2 protein-coding genes are annotated in these 1,935 nt (G+C 64.4%); both read right to left on the bottom strand.

What is annotated here, in order from left to right; all coding sequences use genetic code 11:
• Positions 1-575: methionyl-tRNA formyltransferase (locus ACYVDE_RS21380; protein ID WP_460503562.1), on the bottom strand; the 575-nt coding region annotated here is incomplete at its 3' end.
• A gap of 198 nt (positions 576-773) precedes the next feature.
• Positions 774-1,935 (bottom strand): exo-beta-N-acetylmuramidase NamZ family protein (locus ACYVDE_RS21385; RefSeq protein WP_460503563.1); only part of this gene is annotated, 1,162 nt, incomplete at its 5' end.

Consider the following 1,935-nt stretch of genomic DNA (forward strand, 5'->3'; position numbering starts at 1 on the left):
GTGCTGGGGGCCGTGCCGGCCGCAATGGCCTGCACCGAGCGCAGCGCGAGGGCCGCGCCCACGTCCTTCAGCTTGTGGTACACGCTGCCGAAATCGTCCTCCGGCGCAATAGCCAAGCGGTCCTGAAAAATCAGGTCGCCGGTATCAATCTCGTGGCGCAGGAAAAAGGACGTGACGCCCGTTTCGGTGTCGCCGTGCATGATGGCCCAGTTGATGGGGGCCGCGCCGCGGTACTGCGGCAGCAGCGAGCCGTGGATGTTGATGGAGCCCAGCCGCGGCATGTTCCACACTGCCTCGGGCAGCATCCTGAAGGCGACTACCACCTGCAAGTCGGCCGCGTAGCTCCTAAGCTCCGCCTGAAACTCGGGCGACTTGAGGTTGGTAGGCTGGAGTACTGGCAGGCCGTGCGCCTCAGCGGCCACCTTCACGGCGGAAGCTTGCAGCTTGCGGCCTCGCCCGGCGGGCCGGTCGGGCGCCGTGACGACGGCCACCACCTGGCAGCCGGGCCAGGCCACGAGGCTTTCCAGGGTGGGCACGGCAAAATCGGGCGTGCCCATGAAAACGATTCTTAGCATTTAGGTTTGAGAAGTCGAATGGGAATCAGAGAGCGTTGTACCGAGTAGTACGTCATGTTGAGCGGAGGCGCAGCCGCAGTCGAAGCATCTCTACTGCAATAGTAAACCCAGTCGTTGGACTTAGTTACACGGTAGAGATGCTTCGACTGCGGCTGCGCCTCCGCTCAGCATGACGTTCTTTTTATCAAATCTTAAGAGTTACCGCTCCGGATACAGTAGGTATTTCTTGCGCAGCGCCCGAAACTTGCGCAGCCCCGGCTCCCAGCTGGCGCGGATATCGGCCTCGCTCTTGCCGGCAATAACCTGCTGGCGCAGCGCATCGGTGCCCGATAACTCCTCGAAATACTTGCCGAAGAAATGCTCCTTATCGGTGCTTTGCTGGTAAAAGTCGAGCAGGTATTTCAGCACGAGGCCGCCGTTTTCGCGGGCGTGTGCGGTGGCCAGGTCGAGGCCGTAGCAGCGCTGGCCTTTCATGGGCGGCGTGGGCGAGCCGGCGTTGGGCGCGGGCGTGAAATTGTAGGGCCGCGTGGCTGGCTGGCTGGGGCTGCCAATGACCTCGAATGGCGCCGTGGTGCCGCGGCCCACGCTCACGTTGGTGCCCTCAAACAGGCAGATGCTGGGGTAGAGGGCCACGGCGTGGTCGGTGGGCAGATTGGGCGAGGGGCGCACGGGCAGGTGGTAGGCCGTGGCGTGGGTGTAGCCCTTCTGTATGGGCACCACCGTGAGGCGGCAGGGCTTGCCGCCAGCCAGCCATTTTTCACCGTTTATCATCTGGGCCAGTTCGCCCACGGTGAGGCCGTGGGCAATGGGCAGCGGGTCGAGGCCGACGAAGCTTTTGTGCGCGGGCTCCAGAATGGGACCGTCCACGAGGTCGCCGTTGGGGTTGGGGCGGTCGAGCACCAGCACGGTTTTGTTTTGCTCGGCGGCGGCCTCCATCACGTAGTGCAGCGTGCTGATGAAGGTGTAGAACCGCGCGCCTACGTCCTGAATATCAAACACCAGCACGTCCACGTCGGCCAGCATTTCGGGGGTAGGCTTTTTGGTTTTGCCGTACACCGAGCGCACGGGCACGCCGGTGCGGGCATCGCGCCCGTCGGTGATGGTGGCCCCGTCGGCGGCTTCGCCCCGGAAGCCGTGCTCGGGCGCAAAAATGGCCGTTACGTTCACGCCCCACGCTTTCAGCGTATCCACTAAGTAGGCGTTGCCGACCCGCGAAGTCTGGTTGATGACCAGGCCCACGCGCTTGCCTTGCAGCTGCGGCAGGTACTGGGCGAGGCGCTCGGCGCCCACCACCACGGCGGCCGGGGCAACGCGGACAGGGGCAGTTTGCGTAGGCGGCCCAAGCGCAGCCTGCGGGCCG

It is taken from the genome of Hymenobacter agri (assembly GCF_054778495.1).